Annotated in this window: 17 protein-coding genes; 8 read left to right on the forward strand and 9 right to left on the reverse strand. The window is 44.7% G+C overall.

Annotated features, from left to right (window positions below; genetic code table 11):
* Positions 1–11 precede the first annotated feature (11 nt).
* Positions 12–686: a DUF1868 domain-containing protein gene (locus AC6R16_RS15150; protein WP_500674907.1), complete on the reverse strand. Its 675-nt coding sequence runs from the start codon at positions 684–686 to the stop codon at positions 12–14.
* A 190-nt stretch (positions 687–876) separates the two neighbouring features.
* Between AC6R16_RS15150 and AC6R16_RS15155 the strand changes: the two genes are divergently transcribed.
* From AC6R16_RS15155 to AC6R16_RS15190, 8 genes are all read left to right on the forward strand, one after another.
* Positions 877–2244, forward strand: coding sequence for a phosphohexomutase domain-containing protein (locus tag AC6R16_RS15155; protein WP_500674908.1), 1368 nt, complete (start codon positions 877–879; stop codon positions 2242–2244).
* A 253-nt stretch (positions 2245–2497) separates the two neighbouring features.
* Positions 2498–3565 carry an ABC transporter ATP-binding protein gene (locus tag AC6R16_RS15160; RefSeq protein ID WP_500639883.1) on the forward strand — a complete coding sequence of 356 codons (1068 nt, stop codon included), beginning with the start codon at positions 2498–2500 and terminating at the stop codon, positions 3563–3565.
* The gene (locus AC6R16_RS15165) at positions 3562–4428 is read left to right on the forward strand and encodes an ABC transporter permease (RefSeq protein ID WP_500639884.1); all 867 of its coding nucleotides are present in this window, start codon (positions 3562–3564) and stop codon (positions 4426–4428) included. The genes AC6R16_RS15160 and AC6R16_RS15165 overlap by 4 nt, the downstream gene beginning before the upstream one ends.
* Positions 4428–5309, forward strand: a complete 882-nt coding sequence (locus AC6R16_RS15170; protein ID WP_500674909.1) for an ABC transporter permease — start codon at positions 4428–4430, stop codon at positions 5307–5309. Before AC6R16_RS15165 ends, AC6R16_RS15170 begins: the two co-directional genes overlap by 1 nt.
* Before the next feature lie 51 nt (positions 5310–5360).
* Positions 5361–6476, forward strand: a complete 1116-nt coding sequence (locus AC6R16_RS15175) for an extracellular solute-binding protein (protein WP_500639886.1) — start codon at positions 5361–5363, stop codon at positions 6474–6476.
* 177 nt (positions 6477–6653) lie between these two features.
* Complete coding sequence (locus tag AC6R16_RS15180; RefSeq protein ID WP_500639887.1) at positions 6654–7763, forward strand: ROK family transcriptional regulator; 1110 nt, start codon at positions 6654–6656, stop codon at positions 7761–7763.
* A 200-nt stretch (positions 7764–7963) separates the two neighbouring features.
* Positions 7964–9427, forward strand: coding sequence for a hypothetical protein (locus AC6R16_RS15185; protein ID WP_500674910.1), 1464 nt, complete (start codon positions 7964–7966; stop codon positions 9425–9427).
* A 3-nt stretch (positions 9428–9430) separates the two neighbouring features.
* Positions 9431–10765 (forward strand): glycosyltransferase, encoded by a 1335-nt coding sequence (locus AC6R16_RS15190; protein WP_500674911.1) that lies wholly within the window; start codon positions 9431–9433, stop codon positions 10763–10765.
* A 151-nt stretch (positions 10766–10916) separates the two neighbouring features.
* Here the strand turns inward: AC6R16_RS15190 and AC6R16_RS15195 are convergent, their stop codons facing one another.
* From AC6R16_RS15195 to aer2, 8 genes are all read right to left on the reverse strand, one after another.
* The gene (locus AC6R16_RS15195; RefSeq protein WP_500639890.1) at positions 10917–12596 is read right to left on the reverse strand and encodes a flagellar assembly protein A; all 1680 of its coding nucleotides are present in this window, start codon (positions 12594–12596) and stop codon (positions 10917–10919) included.
* A 120-nt stretch (positions 12597–12716) separates the two neighbouring features.
* Positions 12717–14414, reverse strand: a complete 1698-nt coding sequence (locus tag AC6R16_RS15200; protein ID WP_500639891.1) for an ATP-binding SpoIIE family protein phosphatase — start codon at positions 14412–14414, stop codon at positions 12717–12719.
* Positions 14415–14431: 17 nt separating this feature from the next.
* Positions 14432–14731 carry an STAS domain-containing protein gene (locus AC6R16_RS15205; protein ID WP_004746336.1) on the reverse strand — a complete coding sequence of 100 codons (300 nt, stop codon included), beginning with the start codon at positions 14729–14731 and terminating at the stop codon, positions 14432–14434.
* 42 nt (positions 14732–14773) lie between these two features.
* Positions 14774–15937 (reverse strand): methyl-accepting chemotaxis protein, encoded by a 1164-nt coding sequence (locus AC6R16_RS15210; protein WP_500674912.1) that lies wholly within the window; start codon positions 15935–15937, stop codon positions 14774–14776.
* 30 nt (positions 15938–15967) lie between these two features.
* Entirely contained in the window at positions 15968–17008 is a 1041-nt protein-coding gene (locus AC6R16_RS15215) for a protein-glutamate methylesterase/protein-glutamine glutaminase (protein ID WP_500639893.1), read from the reverse strand.
* Positions 17008–17655 (reverse strand): chemotaxis protein CheD, encoded by a 648-nt coding sequence (locus AC6R16_RS15220; RefSeq protein ID WP_500674913.1) that lies wholly within the window; start codon positions 17653–17655, stop codon positions 17008–17010. Before AC6R16_RS15220 ends, AC6R16_RS15215 begins: the two co-directional genes overlap by 1 nt.
* Before the next feature lie 9 nt (positions 17656–17664).
* Positions 17665–18522: a CheR family methyltransferase gene (locus tag AC6R16_RS15225; RefSeq protein WP_500674914.1), complete on the reverse strand. Its 858-nt coding sequence runs from the start codon at positions 18520–18522 to the stop codon at positions 17665–17667.
* Positions 18507–20906: an aerotaxis transducer Aer2 gene (aer2, locus tag AC6R16_RS15230; RefSeq protein WP_500674915.1), complete on the reverse strand. Its 2400-nt coding sequence runs from the start codon at positions 20904–20906 to the stop codon at positions 18507–18509. Before aer2 ends, AC6R16_RS15225 begins: the two co-directional genes overlap by 16 nt.
* Between the last annotated feature and the right edge of the window lie 7 nt (positions 20907–20913).

Genomic DNA, 20913 nt, shown 5'->3' on the forward strand with positions numbered 1-20913 from the left:
AGTTCCGCCAATTAAGACAGAGTCAGTAGTGTTTCAAACTTAAACATGTTGTCGAAGCGACAGAACTCGACGGCTCCATGTTTAAGTCGTCCAAACTCATGCTGAAAACGTTCTTCAATACGCTCCGAAGTCTGCTGCAACTCCTGTTTCTCGCCCTGCTCAAGTTCCAGAATTCGATAACTCAATGTGATATGAAAATGATACGAATCGAACTCTGGCATGTTAATGCCTGTCGATGTTCTCAACCTCTTTCTGCAATTAGCTAGTGCTTGTCGCGACGATTCTGTCGCTGGCTTCAAGCGAATCGAAGTACCACCTGTTGGGCAGTTGTATACATAGTCAAACTCCATTTCGAAACCAGAATGCGCACCAATCTGGCTAACCTCAGTGGCAAATAGATCGGTCGTATGAGCCAGAGGTGTATCTAACGGCAGTTTAGTAGTCCATTTTTCTGGCAACCGCACTTGATCACAAACCCCTTCAAATACCGTCATATGCATTGACGATATCGGCAAGAACGAAAATTTAGTCCCACACTGCATTTGCTTAAGCTCATTTTGAGCCCATTCAAGCAAAGTGATGAGTTCAGAAGATTGGTCGATATGGCAAATAAAAGTATTGCCAGGAAATTGCCTTACCGTGCCATCATGGTTGAATTTTATTCCTACGGCTGGTGCATAGTTCATACGTGTTTCTCCACAAAATTTCCGCTCTATACTACCGCGATTAAATTAAATTAGTTAAGTTAATTTAAACAAAGAAGTAAAAATGTGAGATAGGCAGAGGGAAGACCTTCAAGTTAAACTCCCAGAAACTTCTAATTCATTGATTTAAAAAGAAAGTCAATTAATGACAAGCAATACATAAGGGTAGCAAATGAAAGAACTAACCTGTTTTAAGGCCTATGATATTCGTGGCAAATTGGAACAAGAGCTTAATCACGATATCGTCTATCGGATTGGCCGCGCTTTTGGTCAATATCTCAACGCACGTAGCGTCGTTGTGGGAGGTGATGCCAGAGCAACATCGATACCTCTAAAACAAGCCCTAGCAGAAGGGTTAATGGATGCTGGGGTCGATGTCATAGACCTTGGGTTAACAGGTACTGAAGAAATCTACTACTATGCGCAAGTTATGGATGTTGATGGCGGCGTAGAGATTACCGCGAGTCACAACCCCATAGATTACAACGGATTAAAGCTAGTAAGGGAAGGAGCGAAACCCATTAGTGGCGAGAGCGGTCTAAAGGAAATTCAATCTCTAGCTGAACAAGGCCTGTTTACTGAGCCGGCCTGTAAAGGCAACTACCGAGTAACCTCTCATCTTGCTGAATACACCGAACACTTGCTTAGCTACATTGACCTCAAAAACATCGCACCACTTAAGTTAGTTGTTAACTCTGGTAATGGTGCCGCAGGGCATGTAGTTGATGCACTCGAACAGCGCTTTTTACAACTCGGTGTTCCAATAGAATTGATTAAACTTCACCACGAGCCTGACTGTCGCTTCCCTAACGGAATCCCTAATCCTTTGTTACCGGAAAACCGCAAAGATACCTCCGAAGCCGTTTTGGCACATAATGCAGATTTGGGAATCGCCTGGGATGGTGATTTTGACCGCTGCTTCCTATTTGACGAACGAGGCCAGTTCGTCGAAGGGTATTACATTGTAGGTCTGCTCGCTGAAGCGTTTCTCGTCAAAAATCCAGGGGCTAAGATCATCCACGACCCACGCCTAACGTGGAATAGCATAGATATAATTGAGCGCAATGGTGGCAATGCCATCATGTCTAAAACTGGTCACGCGTTCATCAAAGAGCGTATGCGTTGTGAAGATGCCATTTATGGTGGAGAGATGAGCGCCCATCACTATTTTCGAGACTTTGGTTACTGCGATAGCGGTATGATACCTTGGTTACTGGTCAGCGAATTATTGTGTTTGAAAGGCGACACACTGTCGAACTTGGTGGCTGAGCGTATTGCAGCGTTTCCTTCCTCGGGTGAAATTAACTGCAGATTAGCCGCACCCGAATCGACACTTCAGCGCATTAAATCTATCTTTGAGACAGATGCATTAACGGTTGATCACACCGATGGTATTAGTATGGAGTTCTCCGACTGGCGGTTCAATTTAAGAACTTCTAATACCGAACCTGTCGTTCGCTTAAATGTCGAAACAAGGGTATGTACTCAATTGTTGAAAGACAAAACCGAGCAGCTTTTAGCACTTCTAAACTCGAACTAATCCCTTTTTCAGAGCTGCCAATTGGGCAGCTCTATCTTATTTGTTACTTAAATTAACGACCTTAATAAAACCTCATCATTTCCACAAACAAGATCACACTTTCATTATCTTTTATTAAGAAAACCTCTAACAAAGCTCAAGCCGTGAACACTTTCACAAAAACATTAAATTAACCAAGTTAATATATTTGTCATGTTAGTGCCCTACTCTACGCTTTGACAAAAGACAAACTTCGACAATAAAAGGCAATCGAATGTCACGACTAGAACTAAAAAATATCTGTAAAAACTTTGGCGACTTTGTAGCGTCAAAAGACATCAGTTTTGTTGCAGAAGAAGGGGAAATGGTCACCCTTCTTGGCCCATCCGGTTGTGGCAAGACTACACTGCTCAAAATGATCGGTGGCTTTCACTCCCCAGACTCTGGTGAAATCGTTATTGGTGATGAAGTCGTTAACAATCTCTCCCCAGAGAAGCGCAATACCGCTATGTGTTTCCAGTCATACGCACTGTTCCCGCACTTAAGCGTCGACCATAACATTGCATTTGGTTTGCAACAGAAAAAAGTGACTAAGAACGAACAGGTGCGACGTGTTGAAGAAGCAGTATCTCAAGTTGATCTCGATGAACACGCTCACAAGATGCCAAGCGAACTTTCTGGTGGACAGCAACAACGTGTTGCGCTCGCTCGCGCCATGGTAACCAGACCGGCAGTGATTCTATTTGATGAACCTTTGTCTAACCTCGACGCTAAATTACGTGAATCGGTACGTTTTGAGATTCGAGAGCTGCAAAAGCGCTATAACCTAACCGCCATCTACGTCACTCATGATCAAGCAGAAGCACTAGCAATGTCAGATAAGATTGTCGTGTTAAATAAAGGACGAATCGAACAAATAGGTACTCCAGAAGATATTTACTATCGTCCGGCGAGCCGATTTGTCGCAGACTTTATCGGAGCAGCAAACATCATGCCTGCGCAGGTAAAACCACTCGCTCAAGATAACACCTACCAAATCGATACCGAGCTGGGTCAATTTGTTGTCGAGTCTAGTGAGCAGCCAAAGAGTGAGTACGTTTATGTTTGTTGGCGACCAGAAGACGCATCCGTCGCCACCAGCAGTTGTGAGAACAGCTTTGCTGCCAATGTACAAAAAATGGCATTTATGGGTAATGTGACAGATTTGGTTGTACAACCTGAGCAAGACTCGACTATCGAGGTTCGCATTCAGTTACCAAAGAAACCTGTATTCGACAACCAATCACTAAACTTTTCGATTCCAAGAACAGGTATCCGCTTCTTAGAAGAGGTCACAGCATGAACAACAATCTCACCAGCTGGAAAGTTTGGCTGATGCTGCTTCCCGGTGTCGGCACTATCATGCTTTTGATGGGGTCAACCTTCTATATGGTGATCTCTCAAAGCCTGGGGTTTCACAATATGATGGGGGAAAGTGGCTTTTCACTCTCATTCTGGCAAGAAGCTCTCAGCGACGCAAAACTACATAAGTCGCTGATTTATTCAATTAAGGTTTCCGTAATCGGTGCGCTTGGCGCCGTAGCAATGGCCTACCCGTTGGTACTTTGGTTGCGCAAACCGTTTCCAGGGTCAACAACAATCACTGGGGTTCTTAGAGCACCAATGTTTATCCCAGGTCTAGTTGCAGCATTTCTCTTGGTAAACGTCATTTCTTACCACGGTATCGTAAACCAAATTTTCATGGGTCTAGGTATCACTGACAAACCCATCCGAATGCAAAACGACGATTTTGGCTGGGGTGTAATCATGCTACAAGTGTGGAAGCAGCTGCCATTTGCCATGATCTTGCTGGCAGGGGCGGTCAACTCTATCCGAAATGATGTATTGGATGCCGCTTCAGACCTAGGAGCTTCTGCATGGAGCCGATTTAAAGGCATCATCTTTCCCATTTCGATTCCATCACTTCAGGTCTCGTTGATCTTAATCTTCATTGGCGCCTTAGGCGACTACTCGTTCTACTCTATCGCCGGGCCGAAAAACACTTACTCACTGTCAATGCTCATGCACATTACCTCTACAGAGTTTATGGAATGGAATAAAGGTGCAGTTATCGCCGTGATCATTATGGTAACGGCTGTTATCGCAGCGCTTGCTATCTCTCTGTTAACCGCGCCACTTGCTTATAAGAAAGGGAGATTGAAATAATGACTTCTTTGGTATCAAAAGCTCTACCAAGCGGGAGCTCTCCAAAAGTGAAAACCAAAAATGGAAAGCTGATCAACAAAATCGCTATCGGTCTATTTATCGCAGTAAACTTCTTTTGGCTCGGCGTTCCTTTCATCATGGCTTTGTTATGGTCTTTAGTCGACCCAGAGCATCCATGGAGCTATCCAGATGTATTACCTCAAGTACTGTCATTTGGCCGTTGGACAGACATGTGGGAAAACTCGGGGCTGGTAGAAGCGCTACAAAACAGTTATACCATTGCTCCTGCTGTGGCAATCCTTACTGTTCTCTTGGCTTTGCCCACTGCGTACGCCTTTGGCCGTATTGAATTCAGAGGCAAACGAATTGCAGAAGTGATCACGCTACTACCTCTTGTGATGCCGGGTATGATAATTGGTGTGTTCTTCAGCTCAATGTTGATTGCTCTGGATTTCTCCAACGCATACATAGGCATCGTCGTTGGTCATACTGTCCTAGCCCTACCATATGCTATCCGCATTTTGTCGGCGAGCTTTAAGAGCGTGCCACAAGACTTAATCGATGCTAGCCGAGATTTGGGGGGAAACTCATGGACTACGTTCAAAAATGCCTACCTACCGATGCTAAAACCCGGGTTACTGGCATCACTGATCTTCTGCTTAGTCATCAGTATTGAAGAGTTCAATATTGCATTTGTGCTTGGCTCACCAGACTACGTCACCGTGCCAACCATTCTTTACTCTTATCTGGGCTATTCATTTATTCGCCCGAATGCGGCGGTGGTTTCTCTGATACTGGTGATTCCAAATGTCATTCTAATGCTGATTATTGAACGTCTGCTTAAAGGTAACTACCTCGCAGAATCCACAGGCAAAGCCTAAATCATAACAAGCTGTACCCCTATAAACAGAAAATTATAAAGAGACACAACAATGAAAAAACTCCTTCTTACCGCTGCCATAGCAACAACTGCCAGTCTATCGACGAACACTTTTGCTTATGACCTAAACACCATGACTTGGGATCAAATCGTAGAACAAGCCAAAAAAGAAAAAATGGTCAACGCCTACATTTGGTACCTTCAACCAGAATTCCGTAAGTTTTTCCGTTCATTCGAGAAAGAGTATGGCATTAAGGTGCGTGTACCAGAGGGAAATGAAGCAGGTAACCGCAACAAACTACTCGCTGAAGCGCGCAAAGATCAGGGAACCATTGACGTGATGGCATTGGACACCGTCAAACTGCCAATGATGATTCAAAGCAACGTCGTCTATGGCCCACTCACTGATATTATCCCTGGTAGCGATAAGCTACGCACCAACTTAGTCGGAGTCGACACCCAAGGATATGCTTACGCGTTTTGGGGTAACCAGACCGGTTTTGCCTACGACCCAATGCGTGTTGATGAAAAGTCGCTACCGCAATCTTTTGACCAGTTAACTCAATGGATTGAAAAACATCCAGAGCAGTTTGGTGTTAACGATCCGAATAAAGGTGGTGCAGGCAATGCGTTTATTCAACGTGCTATCTACCATGTATCTGGCAGCAACGATACTTACTTCCAAAGCACCATGGACAAGTCAGCGATGACGCAATGGTCCAAAACTTGGCAGTGGTTTGAAGAGCAAAAAGACAACATTATCATCACCGCATCTAACGCTGACAGCCTGACACGGATCAACGATGGCGAAATCGCCATGGCACCAGCATGGGAAGATCATTTAGCCGGTTTGCAAAAAGATGGCGCAATCACGCAACGCATTAAATTCTATATTCCAGAATTTGGTATGCCAGGTGGTGGTAACATCATCATGATTCCAAAGAATGCTAAGAATAAAGCGGCGGCTGCAGTATTCATTCACTGGATTACTTCAGCACAGGCTCAGACAGGTCTAAACACAGTGTTCGGAGCAGCTCCTCAACACCCAGATGCAGATGACTCCAACGCACTAGTCGATAGTACGCAACGTTCATACAGCTCTGAGTTCTTTACATCAGAGTACGCAACTGAAGCGAAAAAAGCGTTTGTAGAGAACGTATTAATGTAATAATTCAGGCTCGGTTTCGATCGAGCCTATTTGATTAATAACTTGAATAAGAAACCTCAGGTGATTAATCAAATAGTAGTGTCCAATAACAGTCTAACCAACAAGATGCGTAGAGTTTGTGTGGTTAGCCAATGGATGAATAACAAGAAATTAAACCTAAACGGTTAAGGATTGAATGTGATTGATTTTGGCTCCGATACACAGCGTCAAATACTATCGATAATCCATCGCAACGCACCAACAACACGTGCAGCTATCGCGGAGAAAAGTGGTCTGACACCAGCAGCGATAACAAAAATAACTAAGAAGATGCTTGATGACGAGCTGATCATAGTCACAGGGAAACAAAAAGGATCACGTGGACAGCCCGGAATTGAGTTGGGAATAAACCCCAACGCCGCTTACAGCCTAGGTATCAATATTGAGCTTGAAAAAATAAGTATCGAGCTGGTCGATTTCACAGGTGAAAGTGTCTTCTCACGTGCTATACGCGGTATTTTTTCTGATCCAGAATCGGCCATCGATGAGCTTTCTGACTTGCTTAAAGTGACTTCAAAAGCGTTTGAAGAAGAGTTTGCTAAGCTGATTGGAATTGGGATGACTACCAGCTGTAACTTTGTTCAAGGTAGCAATAACATTACGATGCCACCACACCTTAAAAAATGGGAAGAGATCGATATACCAAAACGTATTGGGCAACAATTTAATTGCCCATGCTGGATAGACAACGATGGCAACGCAGCAGCGCTGGGGGAATCAGTGCGTTCTAAACGGGCTCGCCATGCCAACTTTTTCTATCTCTATCTAGGTTATGGTATTGGTGGTGGCCACTTCTTCAATGGCCAAACCTATCGTGGTGCAGGCGGGAACGCCGGTCGTATCGGTAAGTTGTTTCCCGACCGCAATAATCGTCCATCTTTGTCGTGTTTGTATGACTATCTGGGTATGTCAGATCCAAGCCCACACCGTGAAGAAATTTTATCAACCTTGCTAGCCAAGAACCCAGAAAAAGTCATCGAGTGGAAAAAGAATGCTCAACAACAGTTGGTTTCTGCACTGCAAGCCATTCGCGCCATCTGCGACCCGGAAGAGATCATTGTCGGCGGACTCCTTCCCTCTCAGTTGGTAAAAGATCTGCATAATGCGAGCATCAATTCGCTAAAGAACTACCTCGAAGATGAAGAAGTTATGCCCAACATTACACCTGCGACACTTTCTGGCGACAAAATGGCCGCTACTGGTGCCGCGATGATACCTCTATACCAGCTGGCCTATTCTGCATCATAAACTCATATGGGTGCGGTTAGTCGCACCCTACAAAAACCTGTTCCCAATTATATAAAGCACCCATGAAAAATCAGACACATAGCCCAAAAACTAAGCAAAATTCGTCAAAATGCGACCAAAAGCTAACAAAACAGCATTGGGTTCCACAAACCATCGCTGCCGGAGCTTACTTTAATTCAGCCCCAATAGCTGGGTTCAAAATGGCCCAAGGACCACTTGGCAATCCACTTCACCCTAATACTGAAACGACTTTTGAAACTGATTTAAAAGCTAGATTTAGCGCGACCAAAAAATCACATCCAGAAATTGAATTAAAACGCATCCATTTTGAAATGCCACATTTCGAGCCAGACTCACTTCCAAGCGTGGATGATTATACCCCTATTGAGTTACCTAAACCGCTAGCAAGTACGTCTGTCACTCTAGCGTGGGCAAAACAGAAAAACCTGAAAAAGACTCGTGTAGGCTATCATTTTACAGGCAACCAACTGGCTAACTTAAGAGATAGACTCAATGCAGGTCCTTCATTTCGCGGTTTAGTCGGTAACCTAGGTTACTTCATGACCCGAGACCTTAACGTCGGTGCTCATAAGTGGTCACATCAGCATCGATATTCTGATCCTGATCACCAGTTACCAGAGATACTTTCCTACTTAGGCTTTTACTACTTTACCGATTCACAAGGCAACATTGAAACGGCAGGTTTTGACAGTGCACATAGTGCTGCAATTGGCATTAAACATAGCGGTGAAGTCAAGGTTCTACCTAATATTCGCAACTACGCTTACGACATTACCATCGCGGGCCACACTATCAAAGCAGATAACATTAACCCACCGATGGACCAGGTTGAACAACTTGACGTAGCCCTGTTTAATCCAAGCTATCCATATGAATATCAAGGCTCGCTGGACACCTTTGCCCCTATGCTGGCCGTTAAAGATCGCGTCAATGTTTTCATTAGCAATCAGGGGGAGGGGCAAAAGCCGTATGAGCAAGTGGTCAAAGTTTGGTGTGGCGAATGTCCGCTGCCTTCATTTGGTGCCGTGTTGTCACTTAAAACTGAACGGTTTAACCAACTCTACCCCAACGGATTGTCAGCTAGAACCCCTGTTTCCGTGATTCCTTACTCACGCTCTTGTGATTTCTCAGAATATACCCAGATTCTAGGTGGGTTGGTGCCCTCGGTCATTGATGGACAAAGTATTGTTCCAACCGGAGCTCAGTTTAGTGCCCAGCAAGCAGAAAAAGCCCTAGATGAAGTCGCAAAAACTGACGCTGCTCTGTCACGCACGGGAAAAGAAACCAATAACTTTGACGCTATCATCCGTGAACCTGGGGGGTTGTTCATTGAAACTGACAACCATGTAGGTTATCTGCTGTTTGATGGGCGGCACGAAATGAGCGTTGGAGTAAACATTGTTGATGTCGCAAACCTTGTGCGTCGCTTAGCGCAATCAGACATCAATTTCTTCGACGGCGAAACAATACGAAATGCCATCTCAATCGATGGTGGATCAGCAATGAAAGCATACGCGGTCGAGGTTCAAAGCGGCGATGTTTCAATGGATATTTTAAATCGCGTTGCCGCAGGAAGCCGAAATGCTCCTGGTAACGATGAACAAGGTTTAAACCTTTACTCTACAGTTGTTATGGAACTATAAGTTATGAGAATTTTGTTAACTCACTACCGTGTCGGCGAAACTGACGGCGTTTCACTTGAGATGGATAAATGGAAATGGGCGCTCGAGCAACAAGGGCATCAAGTCTTTTACATGGCAGGCAGTTCTGGCAGTGTTGAAGCAGAATGCATCAACGCTCTGCAATATGAAGACGAACTAAATACCAAGATTACTCAAGACGCGTTCATTGCACCTCAGTATTTCGAAACCGAACAGTCTCTGCTTGAAGCCATTCACTCTCAAGCTGAAGAGATCGCGTCTCAAGCCACTGCAATCATAGAAAAGCTTAATATCGATGTGATTGTACCCAACAATATCTTCGCTGTTGGACACAGCTTAGCCGCCGCAATTGGTCTAGAAAAAGCAATCGAGAACACCGGGGTTAAAGTAGTCAATCACCACCACGATTTTCACTGGGAACGTGAGAAATTTAGTCAGCCTTGCTACCCAAGCATTCAGCAGATACTCGACAAGCATTTTCCTCCACAGCGCCCGCAAGACAAGCACTGCGTCATCAACAAGTTAGCTAAGGAATCATTAAGAAATGCGACAGGCTATGAGTCGACTGTTGTACCCAATGTATTCGACTTTGACCATTCAGACTGGAAGATCGATGACTACAATCAAGATATTAGAAGTGAGTTTGGCATTCGAGATCAGGACATTGTTATCCTGCAAGCCACACGGATTGTTGCGCGTAAAGGCATAGAGCTCGCCATTGATCTCATTGCGGCACTAAACCAAAAGCTCCCTGACTGGATCGGTAGAACTCTCTATAATGGGCAACAAATTCAGCCCGATAGCCAAATCATTCTTGTTCTTGCAGGTATGAATGAAGAAGATGAATACTACGATAAACTCAAAGCGAAAGCAGACCAGATGAATGTGACTTTGCTTGATATTAACCATCGCATCGAGCACTCGCGTGGTAGCAAAAACGGCATCAAAACCTACTCATTGTGGGATGCTTATGTCCACGCTGATATTGTAACCTACCCAAGCTGGCTTGAAGGTTGGGGGAACCAATTCCTTGAAGGCTTGATCGCTAATGTTCCGCAAGTCGTTTATCGCTACCCAGTATACAAGACAGATATTGAACACTTTGGCTTCCACATCATAGATCTAGGAGAAGAACTAAGCTGGGATGCCAATAATCTAGCTCAAGTGTGTCCAACACGTATCGACAGTGCAGCAAAGCAGACCGAAAGCTATCTGTTTGATGACGCGATGCGTCAGCAACATATGCAAGAAAACTACACCATTGGCCAGACTTCGCTTTCCTACAAGGCGCTTGGTGAAATACTCAACACGGTATTCTAATCGTAATGTAAATATTGGCTCACTGGTAGTACTCGCTAAGAAGTATTAGTCGGCGCCTAAATTCACTGTCAGGTATGAGCCTATTGTTAAAACAATTCCACCCGCAAGATGCTTGCGGGTGGAATTGTTTTATAAGAAACATTGAAGCTATTTAGACATCTTGCCCGACATCTTCTTCCTCTAACATTGAGGAGAACTTAATTTCAAACTGATTGAAGTTAAAGGTACTCGGCCCATGAACTCGCTTGGTCGTGACTTTCTCTTCGCCAAATTGAACCGTTACGTGAGTATAGACCTTGCCTTTCACTTCAATGATAGATTCTTCTAATGCCACTTCTAACTCCTGCTCATGAGTATCACGAGCGTGTTTGACTTTTTCTAGGTGAGCATTGGCATCGCTCTTGTCCGCTTCGAGTTTCTCTTCTTGTTCTGGAGTTCGCTCTGATTTAGGAATTTTCTTTAACTCCAACTCTTTACGAACCATATCCATGGTTGCTTCTTGAGCTTGGGTGTACTGCTCTTTCAACTTAGCTTGCTTGTCTTTAAACATTTGGAAGCGAGCAAAGGCATGCACATGAGTGGCGGTGTCACCCTCAACCCCAAGATTTACACAAGTTACTTTGTCGCCGACTTTTGCGCTACCACCGCTAAGTGTTCCTTGCCTTTCATTGGCGTCACATACCACTAAATTGTGTCCGCATCGTACTTCATTATTCATACAGTGCACGGCAAGGTGAATATCAGTGGCCGCTTGCAATTCGCTAAACTGCGCGTAATTGGCTGTAATTGAACCACCCGATTTCACCACACAGCTTTTCTTCTCATCCTCAGAGACGTTGTGACCAATAATACCTTTCGCCACCTCTATGTCGCCTTGCGCCTGAACGTCGGCAGACTCAATAAAGCCACCGACAGTCAGTGACCCCGTGGTACGGACAACCATGTCGGACTCAATATTGCCAAATACCACCACATTGCCTTTAAATTTAACATGCCCAGTTGATACACCTATCGTTGGCAAACAAAGTGCGTCTTCCACATCGACACTCTTTTCCTTTAACACGGGCATACCGGAAACTTCTGCGACCAATAGATTGGGATTATCAGGCGATACTTTGGTTCCTTTACCTGCTTTAAGTACAGAGTCATTGCCCGGTTTAGGCGGAATAATTTTCCCTTGTACTGTAATGCCAGGCTTGCCTTTTGTCGCCGGAACTCTTTTCATTAAAGGGTCATTTTCAGAAACGGTAATGGTTTCACCAAGATTAAGCATATCCACTTTGCCGTCTTCATCAGAGGCTTTGGGGGCAAGAACTTGTTTGGTTGGATCTTCGACAAGAGGAACGAACTTAGCATCGACGCCTTGGACAGGGTTTTTACCTTTAGCTACTGGCTGAGTAAAGGTTTCCCCCGCCTTTAACTGATGACTCATTACCAAAACTTTTTTCAACGCAAGCTTGTTAATGCCTTTGGTAACATGCGCCTGTGCAAGAGCTTGCACAATTTGCGGTCCACGAAGTGGCTTGCCTTTGTAGGCACCAACCACAACCATACTCGCCAACATGTCATGCTCAGAAAGCACCACTTCAACCGTCGCATCTTGCACTTCAGCAATCGAAATCCCGATATAAGCTTCACTCTTCATCTCTTTGGCGAGATTGATAAATCGAGCGACTTCATCATCAAGTAGCTTGTACTCATCAGCACCGATCGCTGCCAATGCATCATTTAACCCTCTGGTGTCGAAGTTATTATCCACTGTAATATCCGGTGATAACTTCGCGACAACCTGTTCCTTGTCTTCAGAAAAAGCGACAAACTTGTTCCACATGCCATTCTGCCCTATGTACGTCCTTACTTGAGTGTATAGAAGTTATTCCCCCAACTGTATCAAGTGTGTGACAAATTAAGGCGTACATCACTAGAAGGCGTTTTTACACTGTAAATAACGTTAGCTAGAGCTCGGAAAGTGATGAGCAGCACCTATAGAGTACACAGCGGTAACACGACAGCCTTGTTTGGAATACTCCAACGAATCACATAATTCAGAAGCAAGAATAATGCCTCGACCGTGAGTTTGGTTTTGCCCTGACGAGTTGTGGGCCCTCTCGTAATTGAACCCCTCTCCATTGTGCTCAAGATCAAGCGTCACTTTTTGCTGCTTAGGATCGTAGTTAACTCCGAGCTCAATCCAAGCATCGTCATCAATCTGTTTTATTTTTTCTTCTTTCATTTGATAGAACAGAAAGAAGCCATCAGGTTGCTCTTTAATTGAGGAATCAAGCTTGAGTAAACCATGATCAATAGCATTGGCAAACAGCTCGGAAAGTACAGAACAAACCAAGTCTAAGTGAGCGCCACTGATTAAAATGCCTGCTAAAAACTTTCGTACTTCGGTCATGACTGTCACTTGGCGCAACACGCTACCATCTAGCCGAAGCGTAGAGTTACAAGGAATTTTGTTGTATTGAATGGGTTCAATAGGAACATCTTGGTTGTTGCCGTTTAAAATAGGAAACTTCATGGTCAGTATCGATAAATCATCACCCACAGATTCATCGGCAAACTGACGTACGGATTCGTAAAGAACGGGAATCACCGACTGCTGACAGGTAAATGAGGCTTCAAGGCGCTCTTGGCCAAACTGCTCACCAGACTCATTGGTCGCTTCGATAACACCGTCAGTGTAGCAAATGATTTGTTGGTCGGGCTCCAGTTTGAAGTGAAGTAAATCAGATTCAAACTCGTGAGTTTGTAGCACCCCCAGTGGCATATGAGTGGAGGTTAATCTTCTAACAATAGTGCCGTCATTATCGATTAAGTATCCGTCAGGTAACCCCCCTCCCCACCAAGAGACTTCGAATCCATTTGCACGGACTTCAAAAATACTGGCTGCTAGCATCATCCCCATAGGTAAGAAACGAACCAATACATCGTTAATCTCTCTTGCTATTTCACCGAGTGAGAGCCCTTTGGCAGCCATAGAAAAAAATGCTCGAGTCGCGGGAATCGCAGAAATTGCCGCAGGCAATCCATGCCCTGTTGCATCGGCAATCATGACATACACACCACCATGAGGACGATTTGCAACAACAATCAAGTCGCCATTAAACACCGTTGAAGGAGTAGATAAATAGTTAATGCCATAGATGTTTTTAACCTGCGAACTCATCTCATGCATTAGATTGGAGAAGATAGATTCCGCAATGGCGTAGTCATAGCTGACTTGCTCACGGAATTGGCTCAGTTCATCGCGTTGTTCTTTTACTTCATTATGCATTTTAACGATTCGGCAATGCGCTTGCACCTTAGCGATCAAAACACTTCGTTCAACCGGCTTAAGAATAAAGTCATCTCCGACTGTTAGACAGCGTTCAAACGAGACATGGTCATCAAGTACCGTGAGAAAAATAATGGGAATATGAACATCAGAAAACGCATGCTTAATTTCTTCCGCTGTAGTGAAACCATCTTTAATCGGCATCATTACGTCTAGCAGGATAACGTCGGGCAAATTATCCATCTCTTTCATAGCCTCCACCACCCCTTCACCGTTTTCAAACGTAGTGACAGTTTCAGCTAGATGATTGAGCATGAATCGGCATAGTTCTCGATTGGTCGCGTGATCATCAACGATCATTACATGCATAACTAACCTCCGAGTTATTACTCAATGGCAAACTTCTTATCGAAGCGAGATATGGTTAAAATCTTTCTCACCTGTGGCAAGGTATTGGTTATTCGAATCATGCCATCTTCCTGGCCTAGGTAGTTGTGCATATTGAGCAACATACCAAGGCCCGCACTATCTATGTAATCAACCTTTCTCAGATCAATTGTGAAACGAAACTCTTGGCGATCGTTATAGCAACGACGAAACTCTTGAACCAAATTAAATCCAAACGCACCTTCAATCAAAATGGTGACATGCTTGGTTGCGGAATCAATCACTGTTTCTACTGACATACTCTTCCCCTTTGACCTTATGTAATTAACGTATGTTAATGGTTAGAAAAGCTCGACTTCCCCTTCTTCAATGCTTTCTTGCGATGCGGCTGGCGCCCCTCGACTTTCAACCTGAGATTGAAGTGCTACGACTGCTTCGGCAAAATCTTGCTGATCGATATCTTGACGAGTCCATTGCTCGCAAAGGTTGATGAACTCTTGCAGATAGGCGACGGACTGCTTAGCGTAGTCACCCTGCTGAACGATGATGTCAGCAAACTGTAGCGCTCGAATACCATTATCAACCTGGGTATGTAATCGATCCCCACTCGAACGTATCTTCTGTACTTCTTGCTCCACTGAAATATTCACTTCTTGGACACCGCGGAGCATCTCATCAACCTTGTCTTTCGATTCAATCGCTTCTGTCATATCAATAGAAGCCATCTCACCTACCGTCTTGTTTGCCTCTTGCACTGTCTGTTGCGCGACATTGATTTCCGCTTCAATTTCATCGTTGAGCTCTTTCGCTTTGTGTGAAAGATTACGTACCTCTTGTGCGACGACCGCAAATCCTCGTCCAGCCTCACCAGCACGCGCAGCCTCAATCGCTGCATTAAGTGCCAGAAGGTTCGTCTGTTCGGACAAACCTCTAACCTGAGCCAATAGCTTAAATACCGAATCTAGTTTGTCCGACATATCATGGATACTGTGCACTGCCGAGATACTTTTTTCGGAAACATTGACTAAGGTATCGACAAATTGACGAATAATCGCTTCGGTCTTAGGTAGCACTTGGCTTATGTCGCTTTCATGATCACGGTTACCGAGCAGGTTATCTACAAGCTCTGATGTGATCTGACTTTGTCCCTCAGCTAACTTTTGCAGCTCAAAATAGCTTTCGTTGAGCGTCTCTACGGATTCATCGACCACACTTCGTTGGTGATCAAGCGGGTCGGTTAGTTGCTGAGAAATTAAGCTCAGCATCGGGGAGATTTCGCCAGGTGGAGTGCTGCCAGACGAAAGAACCTTTTCACTAGCTTTTTTAGATGGCACTTCGCTTGTCACTCGCTTAGGCAATACAAACCATGGAATTGCTGCGGCGAGTACAGTCAATGCTACATGAGCGATAGAGGTAGACATACTCATAGCGATAGACAAGAGCACAACTTGCGAACCAATTGCGATGAAGTATCGAGTTTTTATATTGCTTGTTTTAGCTTTCATCGGTCTTCCTTGAGGTTGTATGTCACCTGACTACTCATCAGGAGACAAAAATTGACATATCTGTTTGGGGACTTTCTTCAGGTCGAGAACGGATAGAGCAGCATCCATCTCCACCGCCACACGGGGCATCCCCCAAACAACCGAAGAGGCTTGATCTTGCGCGATGGTTTTGCCCCCCGCTTGTTTCATACGAAGCATTCCTTGTGCTCCGTCTTTCCCCATACCAGTAAGAATGACGCCGATTGCATTTTTGCCAACGGTTTCTGCAACCGCATCAAACATAACGTCAACCGAAGGTTTGTGGCGATTCACCGCTGGTCGGTCATCCAGTTGGCAATAAAGATGATTACCACGTCGTACAACAACGAGGTGCTTGTCTCCAGGAGCGAGATAAGCGCAGCCATTGACCAACGGCGCCCTATTCGCACTCAATTCTTTGACATTAATCTTGCTATGCTCATTAAGCCGCGCCGCAAAGGAGGTCGAGAACATAGCGCTAATATGTTGAGTAATGATGATAGGGGGGAGCCCTGCGGGCAATGCCGAAAGCACCTGTTTCACCGCTTCCGTTCCTCCGGTTGACGCGCCAATCGCTATCACTTCAACTTTACTTTGACCTTTAATCGTCGGTAATACTTCCGGTTCAACGGCTGAGCCTTTACCTGTTACATTTGCCCCTGCCGCCATTTTTATCTTTTCGTTAACCAGTTGCTTGTAATTAACCATCTCCGCAGTGCTTTCGACCGAAGGCTTGGGAAAATAATCTACCGCACCAAGCTCTAAAGCCGCGAGTGTCGCTTCAGCACCATGCTGAGTGAGCGTGGATATCATGACGACAGGCATCGGCCTCAAACGCATGAGATTCTTTAGAAACTGAACCCCATTCATTTTTGGCATTTCGATATCTAGAGTAATGACGTCGGGGTTATGTTGCTTAATCAGATCTCTCGCTTGAAATGGATCTTCCGCCATGGCAACAACCTGTAGCTCTGGATCTGAGTTAATGAGTTGAGAGAGCAATGCTCTAAAAACAGGAGAATCATCGACGACTAAAACTTTAACTTTCTTCATTAGAACAGCTCCACGTCATCGTCATGTGGGCGATGACTTTCTTTATCCAACTGACTGGCGTATTTTTCTTCTTGATGTTGTAGATTATGCATTTCAGTAAATGGAATACGCTTAATCCAAGCTTTTCCGCTGATTGGATCAAACAACACTCTTCTTGGCTCTAGCCCGCCAAGGTCTTGAGCAACAACATTAAGGCTTTCTTGTTCGACGTAACTTAAGATGAACGCGATATTCTTTTCCCCAACCATGCTGTTGCGCCCTAACATTTGTGCACCTCCAAACAGTTTGACCTGTAGATTGCTTCGCCTCGCTCCCCGTTCTATCAGTGCATTGATCAGTATTTCCATCGCATAGCTGCCGTAGCGAGAGGCAGTGGATACAACTTCTTCTGGCTTCCATGTTTTTAACTGTGACTTACTGTCAAAAGGCAGTAAGAAATGGTTCATTCCTCCCACTTCTGATTCTTTATCCCACATACACGCAGCAATACATGACCCCAAACCTGTCGCGATAATTTCATCTGTCTTACGACTACAATACACCCCCCCAGGAAACACCTTTACAATGTGTTTTTCTTTTAAAGGATGATAGAAGCGATCAAAGTGACTGTTTTCGTACTTGGGTGTTTCCGCTCTTGCCCAGCTCATGGTTAGCGCCTACTTTTTTACGTAAATGGTATGTCCTAGATGATGGAAAATATCTAAGCTCGCAGGCACACCCTCTGAATGACCTAAAAGCAGTACCCCGTTGGGTTTTAGCTGCTGATGAAAGCGTTTAATTAATTTTTCTTGGGTTTGCCTATCAAAATAAATCATCACATTACGACATGAGATGAGGTCAAACTTTTCTTCAAAATGCCAATTTTCAAGTAAGTTCAACCGATGAAAATTGATTCTTTTTTGTAGGCCAGCTTTGCACTTAATGCTACCTTGATGCTGCCCTACCCCCCGAACAAAACAGGGTTTAAGATATTTTTTGGGTATACTTGCAATAGCTTCATCACTATAAATACCCGTTTTTGCATGCGCCAAAACTTTGGTGTCGAGATCAGTGGCAGTGAGGCTTACATCGTCAAACTGGGATAGCGCATTCGTCCAATGTAAGGATGATATTAAGCTATAGGGTTCCTCCCCCGTAGAGCACCCCGCTGACCAAACTTTAAGTCTTTTCACCCCTTGTTGGCGCCACTCTTTCATCAAAACTTTCTCGATAAACTCAAAGTGATGATACTCACGGAAGAACTGCGTTTTATTGGTTGTTAAGCAGTTAATAAAGCTAACCTGCTCTTGAGGGTCTTGTTCTATAATCTGCCGATATTCGCTAAAACGCTTAAGGCCTAGCCGCCTAAGCTGACGGCTAACCCTTCCATATACCATGGTTCTTTTTCGATCCGAGAAGAAGATGCCGACATTCTTGTGCATAAACCACTGAATAAACTTGAAGTCTTTTCCAGTCAGCTCGAACTCTTCGTTGTCTGGCACCGCACTCTCAGTTTGAGCTAGAACTCTTCCCATTCGTCTCCATCCTCTTCAAGCTTGAAGCTTGAGTTCGCCACTTTCGGTGTTCGAATCTCACGGATATTGGTATCGCGCCCGCCCTTATCTTTGGGTTTTGACTCAAATGTGGTGACGTTATTGTCAGTGGCAAAAAAGTTCATTAGGTGGAGTAGCTCTTTACCTTCATCCTTGAGCGATTGACTCGCCGCTGAAGTTTCTTCAACCAGTGAAGCATTTTGCTGAGTCATCTCATCCATGGTGGTGATAGAGCGATTAATCTCATCAATACCGGTCGATTGCTCAAGGCTTGAAGAAGCAATTTGGGCAATCAGCTCTGTCACTTTCTGTACCGCTTCAACGATTTCGTTAAGAGTTTCACCGGATTCGTCGACTAAGCGAGAACCTTCATCGACTTTCTCAACGCTGTCTTTGATTAAGCCCTTAATCTCTTTCGCCGCCGCCGCACTGCGCTGTGCTAGATTGCGAACTTCGCCCGCAACAACTGCGAAACCTCGACCCTGCTCACCCGCTCGTGCAGCCTCTACCGCAGCGTTAAGGGCAAGTAGATTGGTTTGGAACGCAATCTCATCAATCACGCCTATGATGTCAGCAATCTTTTTACTAGCGGTATTAATCTCAGCCATGGCGGAGACAGCCTGTCCAACGACTTCACCGCCTTTACCTGCTTTCTTCGCCGCATCATCAGACAGCTCATTAGCGCCCTTCGCATTGTCTGCATTTTGACGTACCGTTGCCGTCATCTGCTCCATACTCGCCGCAGTCTCTTCTAAGTTAGAAGCTTGAGCCTCAACTCGCTGACTAAGGTCATTATTACCTTCGGCAATCTCTGTAGATGCAGTGGCAACTCGAGCAGAAGATTGAGTAATCTTATCGACCATATTCCTTAAGTTAAGGATTGAGGTGTTCACCGCATTAGAAAGTCGAGCAAACTCACCGGTATTATCTTCTGGCATCGTGGTATTGAGATTGCCATCGGCAACTTGACTCATTACATCAATACATTGCCCGATAGGTGTCACCATGGTGTCTAACAGGTTATTGATCCCATCGCCTAACTCTTTCATAAATCCATTGTAAACACTGGTATCGATACGCTCATTCAACTCACCTGCAATGGCTTTCTGAATCAGTGATTCGACCTGGCGTTGACCATCTTGCTGCTCGGTAATATCAACCCACTGGAGCGCAGGTCCAATATAGTTGCCTTCACCATCACGCATTGCGATACAGGTTAGATTGAACTCCAACCCACCCACAGCGATATTTGATGAGAAAGGAAGTCTGTCTGGATTATTGATGATGCTACGTTGATTAGCAGGATTCTTGTGGAAAACATCAATGTTCTTACCAACGAGATTACTGGCATCAAAACCAGGGAGTGCCTCTTTGAGATCTCTTTCACGACTACTCAATAGGTTTTGTAAGGCGGGATTAAGATAAGTAATGATACCGTCCTTATTCGCCATCATTAGGTTCGTTGTCATTCCAGAAACAGCTGAGGCTAAACGACCAATTTCTTCTTCTTGAGCACGTTCTTCCGTCACATCACGCCACTCAAGAGTGTTGCCAATATAACTCCCCTGAGCATCATGGATAGCGGCAACGTTTAGCTCAATTTTTATATCCGCAATGGTGATATCTGTGCTGTATGGTAAGTTACTGGGATCAGCGAGAAGCTGGCGCTGGTGAGCAGGATTGCGATGAAACTCATCAATACAGCGTCCCATCAGCCACTCTTCACTAGCAGTAAACCCAGACCAGACCGTTCGCATTGTCGCCTCGTGTTTTTTGAACAGAGTAATAGTCTCTTGGTTTGCGTAGGTAATTTGGAAATCTCGGTCAATCATCACCATAGCGGTTTGGGCTTGGTTAACAGCCGCTTGTAAGCGAGAGATTTCATTGTCTCGTTTTACACTCTCGGTAACGTCAGACCATTCAAGAGTGTTACCAACATAGTTCCCTTGAGCATCGATAATGGCGCCGACGTTAAGCTCAATTAGAACATCTTTGACTTGAATGTTGGTGGTATACGGCAGGTTGGATGGGTTAGACAGCATCTGACGCTGATGACTTGGATTAGAATGGAACAAGTCAATACAGTAGCCTAATAGAAACTCTTCCGTAGCACGGAAATTGGGCCAAATTGACTGAAACAAGGCTTCATGAGTTTTCAGCAGATCGACTGATTTTTGATTGAGATAAGTGATATTGAAATCACGGTCAATCATCATCAAAGCCGTTTGCGCTGCATTTAATGCAGAGAAAAGCTGTTCCTTGGTGACACCTTGTTCATGCTCAGGTTCAAATTCTTCAGTTAGTGTATCCTGCGTTGGCGCTTCAAATTGAGCAGCAGGCGCTGTTTTCCGATTCCAAAATGCCATGAGTTTT

It is taken from the genome of Vibrio sp. R10-SG3-ISO10, from assembly GCF_059834185.1.

Excerpts from the sequence above, each read along its gene's own strand:
- AC6R16_RS15150 (WP_500674907.1), bottom strand. The coding sequence starts at position 686 with ATGAACTATGCACCAGCCGTAGGAATAAAATTCAACCATGATGGCACG.
- AC6R16_RS15155 (WP_500674908.1), top strand. The coding sequence starts at position 877 with ATGAAAGAACTAACCTGTTTTAAGGCCTATGATATTCGTGGCAAATTG.
- AC6R16_RS15160 (WP_500639883.1), top strand. The coding sequence starts at position 2,498 with ATGTCACGACTAGAACTAAAAAATATCTGTAAAAACTTTGGCGACTTT.
- AC6R16_RS15165 (WP_500639884.1), top strand. The coding sequence starts at position 3,562 with ATGAACAACAATCTCACCAGCTGGAAAGTTTGGCTGATGCTGCTTCCC.
- AC6R16_RS15170 (WP_500674909.1), top strand. The coding sequence starts at position 4,428 with ATGACTTCTTTGGTATCAAAAGCTCTACCAAGCGGGAGCTCTCCAAAA.
- AC6R16_RS15175 (WP_500639886.1), top strand. The coding sequence starts at position 5,361 with ATGAAAAAACTCCTTCTTACCGCTGCCATAGCAACAACTGCCAGTCTA.
- AC6R16_RS15185 (WP_500674910.1), top strand. The coding sequence starts at position 7,964 with ATGGCCCAAGGACCACTTGGCAATCCACTTCACCCTAATACTGAAACG.
- AC6R16_RS15190 (WP_500674911.1), top strand. The coding sequence starts at position 9,431 with ATGAGAATTTTGTTAACTCACTACCGTGTCGGCGAAACTGACGGCGTT.
- AC6R16_RS15195 (WP_500639890.1), bottom strand. The coding sequence starts at position 12,596 with ATGTGGAACAAGTTTGTCGCTTTTTCTGAAGACAAGGAACAGGTTGTC.
- AC6R16_RS15200 (WP_500639891.1), bottom strand. The coding sequence starts at position 14,414 with ATGCATGTAATGATCGTTGATGATCACGCGACCAATCGAGAACTATGC.
- AC6R16_RS15205 (WP_004746336.1), bottom strand. The coding sequence starts at position 14,731 with ATGTCAGTAGAAACAGTGATTGATTCCGCAACCAAGCATGTCACCATT.
- AC6R16_RS15210 (WP_500674912.1), bottom strand. The coding sequence starts at position 15,937 with ATGAAAGCTAAAACAAGCAATATAAAAACTCGATACTTCATCGCAATT.
- AC6R16_RS15215 (WP_500639893.1), bottom strand. The coding sequence starts at position 17,008 with ATGAAGAAAGTTAAAGTTTTAGTCGTCGATGATTCTCCTGTTTTTAGA.
- AC6R16_RS15220 (WP_500674913.1), bottom strand. The coding sequence starts at position 17,655 with ATGAGCTGGGCAAGAGCGGAAACACCCAAGTACGAAAACAGTCACTTT.
- AC6R16_RS15225 (WP_500674914.1), bottom strand. The coding sequence starts at position 18,522 with ATGGGAAGAGTTCTAGCTCAAACTGAGAGTGCGGTGCCAGACAACGAA.
- aer2 (WP_500674915.1), bottom strand. The coding sequence starts at position 20,906 with ATGGCATTTTGGAATCGGAAAACAGCGCCTGCTGCTCAATTTGAAGCG.